At 68.6% G+C, this 6,001-nt stretch carries 7 protein-coding genes; 5 read left to right on the forward strand and 2 right to left on the reverse strand.

Annotated features, from left to right (window positions below; all coding sequences use genetic code 11):
- The 3 genes from ACFWDI_RS20170 to ACFWDI_RS20180 all read left to right on the forward strand — a co-directional run bounded on the left by ACFWDI_RS20170 (position 1) and on the right by ACFWDI_RS20180 (position 2,894).
- A complete protein-coding gene (locus tag ACFWDI_RS20170; protein WP_385305680.1) occupies positions 1-780 on the forward strand; it encodes an ABC transporter permease in 780 nt (259 codons plus the stop codon).
- 129 nt (positions 781-909) lie between these two features.
- Complete coding sequence (locus ACFWDI_RS20175; protein WP_385305681.1) at positions 910-2,070, forward strand: ABC transporter ATP-binding protein; 1,161 nt, start codon at positions 910-912, stop codon at positions 2,068-2,070.
- Complete coding sequence (locus ACFWDI_RS20180; RefSeq protein ID WP_385305683.1) at positions 2,067-2,894, forward strand: ABC transporter permease subunit; 828 nt, start codon at positions 2,067-2,069, stop codon at positions 2,892-2,894. Before ACFWDI_RS20175 ends, ACFWDI_RS20180 begins: the two co-directional genes overlap by 4 nt.
- A gap of 5 nt (positions 2,895-2,899) precedes the next feature.
- Here ACFWDI_RS20180 and ACFWDI_RS20185 read toward each other — a convergent pair whose 3' ends face one another.
- Entirely contained in the window at positions 2,900-3,229 is a 330-nt protein-coding gene (locus ACFWDI_RS20185; protein WP_385305684.1) for an ATP/GTP-binding protein, read from the reverse strand.
- 214 nt (positions 3,230-3,443) lie between these two features.
- On the opposite strand from ACFWDI_RS20185, the gene ACFWDI_RS20190 reads away from it, so the two are divergent.
- A complete protein-coding gene (locus tag ACFWDI_RS20190) occupies positions 3,444-4,475 on the forward strand; it encodes an LLM class flavin-dependent oxidoreductase (RefSeq protein WP_385305686.1) in 1,032 nt (343 codons plus the stop codon).
- Positions 4,476-4,549: 74 nt separating this feature from the next.
- On the opposite strand, the gene ACFWDI_RS20195 is transcribed toward ACFWDI_RS20190, so the two are convergent.
- Positions 4,550-4,942, reverse strand: coding sequence for an SCO5389 family protein (locus ACFWDI_RS20195; RefSeq protein WP_327326123.1), 393 nt, complete (start codon positions 4,940-4,942; stop codon positions 4,550-4,552).
- 243 nt (positions 4,943-5,185) lie between these two features.
- Between ACFWDI_RS20195 and nucS the strand changes: the two genes are divergently transcribed.
- Positions 5,186-5,848 (forward strand): endonuclease NucS, encoded by a 663-nt coding sequence (gene nucS, locus ACFWDI_RS20200; RefSeq protein ID WP_327326122.1) that lies wholly within the window; start codon positions 5,186-5,188, stop codon positions 5,846-5,848.
- Positions 5,849-6,001 lie beyond the last annotated feature (153 nt).

Here is a 6,001-nt window from a genome sequence, read left to right on the forward strand (position 1 = left end):
ATGGCCTCGGTACCCGCCGTTCTGCAGTCCGAGTGGACCAAGATCCGTACGGTCTCCTCGACCACCTGGACACTGGTGAGCGCGCTCGTCGTCACTGTCGCGATGGGCGCCGCGCTCAGCGCGCTGCTGAAGTCGACGTTCGACGATCTGCCGCGGGAGGAGCAAATCACCTTCGACCCGACCTTCGTCAGCTTCTCCGGGATGATCCTGGGCCAGCTCGCGATGGTGGTCTTCGGGGTTCTGGTGGTCGGTACGGAGTACAGCTCCGGCATGATCCGTACCTCGCTCGCCGCCGTACCACAGCGCGCCACCTTCATGTTCAGCAAGATCACGGTGGCCACGGTGCTGGCGCTGGTGGTCGGCCTGGCCACCAGCTTTCTCGCCTTCTTCCTGGGCCAGGCGCTGCTGGGCGACCTCCGTACGGACATCGGCGCGGACCATGTGCTGCGCGCGGTCGTCGGCGGCGGGCTCTACATGGGTTTGATCGCGCTCTTCTCGATGGGCGTGGCGACGATGCTGCGCAGCTCGATGCTCTCGCTCGGCATCCTGATGCCGTTCTTCTTCCTGGTCTCGCAGATCCTCGCGTCCGCGCCGAAGGCGAAGACGGTCGCCCGCTACTTCCCCGACCAGGCCGGCTCCAAGATCATGCAGGTGGTGCCGGACGCCATGGGCAGCGACACGGCTCCGTACGGGCCGTGGGGCGGGCTGGGGATCATGGTCCTCTGGGTGGTCGCAGCGCTGCTGGGCGGTTATCTGGTGCTCAAGAAGCGGGACGCGTAGGCAAACCCGACACCATAGCGTTACGCCTTGGCCGGAACCGTCAAGGCATGGTTATCCTCCTAACTCTTACGGGGGCGTGCGGCCGGATGGCCTGGGCCCCGACGACCCGAAAGTCGATGGGGCTGGAGAATGATCGAGGCAGTCGGCCTGACAAAGCGCTATGGCGCCAAGACGGCCGTGTACAACCTTTCCTTCCAGGTACGGCCCGGCGCCGTCACCGGGTTCCTCGGCCCCAACGGCGCCGGCAAGTCGACCACGATGCGCATGATCCTCGGGCTCGACCAGCCGACCGAAGGCCATGTGACCATCGGCGGCCGCACCTTCCGACAGCTGCCGAACGCGCCCCGCCAGGTCGGTGCGCTCCTCGACGCCAAGGCGGTGCACGGCGGCCGCAGCGCGCGCAACCACCTGCTCTCGCTGGCGCAGCTCTCCGGCATCCCGGCCCGCCGGGTGGACGAGGTGCTCGGTGTCGTCGGTCTCCAGGAAGTCGCGAAGAAGCGCTCCAAGGGCTTCTCGCTCGGTATGGGCCAGCGGCTCGGCATCGCGGCCGCGCTGCTCGGCGACCCGCAGGTGCTGCTCTTCGACGAGCCGGTCAACGGCCTGGACCCGGAGGGCATCCTCTGGGTCCGCAATCTGATGAAGCAGCTGGCCTCCGAGGGCCGTACCGTCTTCGTCTCCTCTCACCTGATGAGCGAAATGGCGCTCACCGCCGACCAGTTGATCGTGATCGGCCGCGGGCAGCTGCTCGCGGACATGAGCGTCAAGGACTTCATCTCGCACAACTCCGCGGACTTCGCGCGGGTGCGGACGCCGCAAACCGATCCGCAGCAGCGCGAGAAGCTGTCCGCGGCACTGACCGAGGCCGGCGGGCAGGTCATGTCGGAGCCGGACGGCGCGCTGCGGGTCACCGGGCTGCCGCTGCCGCAGATCAGCGATCTGGCGCACAACGCGGACGTACGCCTGTGGGAGCTGTCGCCGCACCAGGCCTCGCTGGAGGAGGCATACATGCGGATGACGCAGGGCGCTGTCGACTACCGCTCGACCGCGGACCAGAAGTCGGGGCTGATGCAGCAGCAGCCGATGGGCTACTTCCCGCCGCAGCAGATTCCCGAGGTGCCGCAGCAGGGCTGGTACGCCCCGCCGCCGCCCCAGCCCGGCCAGAACCCTTACGCCGGAGCCCCCGTGGCCCCTGCCACGCCTGCCGCGCCTGCAACCCCTGCAGCTCCGCCCGTCGTGCCCCCGGCCGCTGCCGCGCCCGCCGACCTGACCAAGCCCGAGGACCCCCGATGACCACCCCGTACCAGCAGCAGGGCGCACCCGCCGCCGCGTACTCTTCGCCGATTCCGGTACGCAGCGCCAACCTCGGCGACGCGCTCGCCTCCGAGTGGACCAAGATCCGGTCCGTACGTTCCACGATGTGGACGCTCGGCGTCATGATCGTGCTGATGGTCGGCATCGGCGCGCTCTCGGCGGTGGCCGTCTCCGCCTCGGACGCCGATCTGGGCGATCAGTCGATCCTCTCGCTCGGCTTCTTCGGCGTACTGCTCGGCAGCATCTGTGTGATCACGCTGGGCGTGCTGACCATCGCGTCCGAGTACGGCACCGGCATGATCAGGACCACGCTCACCGCGTGCCCGAGCCGGGCCCGGGTGCTGACCGCCAAGGCGATCGTCTTCTTCCTGCTCGTCTTCGCGCTCACCACGGTGATCACCGCGCTCGTCGGCGCCCTGCAGATCGCGATCGTGGACCAGGGCTCGTCCACCGGCGAGGAGTGGTTCCGCGCCACGGTGGGCGTCGGCCTCTATGTCGCGACGCTCGGTCTGCTGTCGCTCGCCGTCGGCACCCTGATCCGCCACTCGGCGGGCGCGATCACCATCATGATCGGTGTGGTGCTGCTGCCGCTGGTGCTGGCCATGTTCATGTTCTCGGAATCGCTGCGGGATCTGCAGCAGGCTCTCTTCGAGTACTCCATCCCCAATCAGATCGGCGTGCTCTACGACACCGCCGTGACCGAGTCGGGCCCGGCCGGCTGGGACCCGCTGTGGATCGCGCTCGGCGTGACGGCAGTCGCGCTGGCCGGCGCATACGCCTCGCTCAGCACACGCGACGTGTAACGGCCTCAGTACTTCGGCGCGTTACGGGACCGCTGCACCCGCGTGGTGCGGCGGTCCTTCGCGTTCCAGCACGCCTTGTGCCAGTGCCGCCGGTCGTCGACACCGCCGTGCTCGGGCCAGGCGACCACATGCGGCATCCCGGACGGGATCTCCTGGTCGCAGCCGGGGCAGCGGTACCGCTTGCCCGCGGCACTTGCACCGGCCACATGGCGCACCAACCACTCCTCGCCCTGCCAGGACTCGCTCCGCCCGAGGCCGCCGTACCTCTCGCCCGGCTCGCTGGTTTGCTCGGTCGGCTTCTCGCCGCCTCGGGGGCGGTTGCGGCGCGGGGACACGTGACACCTCATGGGGCAAGTCCGGACAGTTCCTCTTCCAGCCTACGGTCCACAGTCCGGGGTACACGCGCTGTACGGCCTGAGACCGTGGCACCCACAGGGGCCAGTTACCGGAAAATCGCAACAACTTCACGATGGGCCGTGCCTATGGCACGTGTCAGACGTTGTTGCCAGTAGGGGGAGTGACGCGTCGGCCGCAAGGAGGCAGAAGGCGATGCGCGTGGGAACGTTTGTACTGGCGGCCCAATTCCCGGGCCAGGGGCAGGGGGAGGCACTGCACCGGGCCGTGCGGTCCGCCGAGGTCGCGGAGGAGTCCGGCCTGGACTCCGTCTGGTTGGCCGAGCACCATTTCGTGTCGTACGGCGTGTGCCCCTCGGCCGTGACACTCGCCGCGCTGCTGCTCGGCCGCACCCGGCGGATCCGGGTCGGCACTGCGGTGAGCGTGCTGCCGAGCGCCCATCCGGTGGCGCTGGGCGAGCAGGCGGCACTGCTGCACCTCACCACCGGAGGGAGATTCTCCCTCGGGGTGGGGAGAGGCGGGCCCTGGGTCGATCTGGAGGTCTTCGGCTCGGGCCTGGACGCGTACGAGAAGGGCTTTCCCGAATCCCTGGACCTGCTGCTGCGCTGGCTGCGCGAGCCCCGGGTCGCCGCCAACGGGGAACGATTCACCTTCCGTGAAGTCCCGGTCGTGCCCCGGCCGGACGAGCTGATCGGCGGCCCGCCCGGGGGCCCCGAAGTGATCGTCGCCTGTACGTCCCCGAAGAGTGTGCAGCTCGCCGCAGAGCGCGGGCTGCCGATGCTGCTCGGGATGCACTGCGACGACGAGGAGAAGGCGGAGATGGTCGCCCTCTGGCGTACGCACGCGCTCGCCGCGGGCCGCTCTCCCGAGGAGGTCGAGGACGCCGGACACGTGTCGGCCGGAGTGGCCCAGATCGCGGACCGCCGGGCCGAGGCCACGGAGACTCTGGTGAAGGCGATGCCCGGCTGGCTCAAACAGGGGCTGGACGCCCATGTGACCGTCGACGGCCGGCGCCGCGCGATGCGGGACCCCGTGGGATACACGGAACTGCTGTGCGGGCTGCACCCGGTGGGTCCGCCACGACTCGCGGCGGACCGGATCGCGGCCACCTCCGAACGTACCGGCATCACGCGCTTCGCGCTGCTGGCCGAGGGCTCGGGCGATCTGGCGGCCACCGAGGAGAATGTGCGGCGTCTGGGCACAGAGGTCCTGTCCCTGCTGGTCTGAGTCAGCCGTACGGGAGGTGCTGCCGCCCCGACACCAGTAGCACCTCCCGCAATGCGGAGCGGCAGCAAAAGACTTCAGCAGTCGCGGAGTCCGGGCGACTGGTTGAGCAACTGGGCCCGGACGGAGGTGAAGCGGGCGAGCCGCTCGTCAACCGAGGAGTCCAGCGGGAACACCGCTACGCGGTGGCAGTTCTGGAATGCCAGGCGCACTCCGAAGTGCCGTTGCAGAGCACCGCGAATAGCGTCACTCGCGAGTGCGCGCAGCAGCTGACCACGTGCCTGCTCGTCCGGCGGGGGCGTCTGGTTGTCGGCGAAGTCGCCGCCGTCCACCTTCAGCTGAGCCACCAGAGAACTGATCATCTCCCATGCGAAGGGCAGGGAGGTCCGGACGCAGTCGACGAAGACAGCTTCGTCGACCTCGCCTCGCTCGGCCTGTTCCAACAGCGCCGGTGAGACGTCGAGCGACATGGGTTCTCCTCTCGCGGCCCCGGTGAACGGGGCCTTACGGGCAGGGAAGGAGGACAACGGTCGACGGCGTCGCACGAACGACGTACGACGACGCAGAGTGCACGACCGACAACCTCCTGCTTCCACGGTAAGTGCGCTGACCGGAGGGCACCAGGAGATTGGGAACACAACCGGCCAAATAACGAAGGGGGCTTCCGGGGGCGAATCGCGCGCAACTGCTTCCGTCGAGTAGCGTTGCCGACCATGCGTCTTGTCATCGCCCGCTGCTCCGTGGACTACGCCGGCCGGCTCACCGCCCACCTGCCCTCCGCCCCCCGTCTGATCCTGGTCAAGGCAGACGGCAGCGTCTCCATCCATGCGGATGACAGGGCGTACAAACCACTGAACTGGATGTCCCCTCCCTGCACTCTGAAGGAGGGCGACGACAGTGTGTGGACCGTCGTGAACAAAGCGGGCGAGAAACTGATCATTACGATGGAGGAAATCCTCCATGACTCGTCGCACGAGCTCGGTGTGGACCCCGGCCTCATCAAGGACGGTGTGGAAGCCCACTTGCAGGAGCTGCTCGCCGACCGCATCGAGACACTGGGCAAGGGCTACAGCCTGATCCGGCGCGAATACCCCACGGCCATCGGCCCGGTGGACATCCTGTGCCGGGACTCGGACGGCGCGACGGTGGCGGTGGAGATCAAGCGGCGCGGTGAGATCGACGGCGTGGAACAGCTCACGCGCTATCTGGAGCTGCTGAACCGGGACCCGCATCTGGCGCCGGTGAAGGGCGTGTTCGCGGCGCAGGAGATCAAACCGCAGGCGCGGGTGCTGGCAACGGACCGCGGTATCGGGTGTGTGGTGCTCGACTACAACGCGCTGCGCGGGATCGACGACGACAAGCTCAGGTTGTTCTGACCGTTACGAGAAGAGTGCGTGAGTACGGCCCCGGGGGGGGGGGGCCCCCGGGGGCGGGCGGGCAAAAAAGGAAGTGAGTTAAAACGGGGGGCCGCGCGGGGGGGCGGCGGGTGGGTGGGCCCCGCCGACCCCGGGGGGCGGGGGGTTGTGTGA

Source organism: Streptomyces sp. NPDC060064, assembly GCF_042736455.1.
Classification (GTDB): Bacteria; Actinomycetota; Actinomycetes; order Streptomycetales; family Streptomycetaceae; genus Streptomyces.

Excerpts from the sequence above, each read along its gene's own strand:
- nucS (WP_327326122.1), top strand. The coding sequence starts at position 5,186 with ATGCGTCTTGTCATCGCCCGCTGCTCCGTGGACTACGCCGGCCGGCTC.
- ACFWDI_RS20190 (WP_385305686.1), top strand. The coding sequence starts at position 3,444 with ATGCGCGTGGGAACGTTTGTACTGGCGGCCCAATTCCCGGGCCAGGGG.
- ACFWDI_RS20175 (WP_385305681.1), top strand. The coding sequence starts at position 910 with ATGATCGAGGCAGTCGGCCTGACAAAGCGCTATGGCGCCAAGACGGCC.
- ACFWDI_RS20195 (WP_327326123.1), bottom strand. The coding sequence starts at position 4,942 with ATGTCGCTCGACGTCTCACCGGCGCTGTTGGAACAGGCCGAGCGAGGC.
- ACFWDI_RS20170 (WP_385305680.1), top strand. The coding sequence starts at position 1 with ATGGCCTCGGTACCCGCCGTTCTGCAGTCCGAGTGGACCAAGATCCGT.
- ACFWDI_RS20180 (WP_385305683.1), top strand. The coding sequence starts at position 2,067 with ATGACCACCCCGTACCAGCAGCAGGGCGCACCCGCCGCCGCGTACTCT.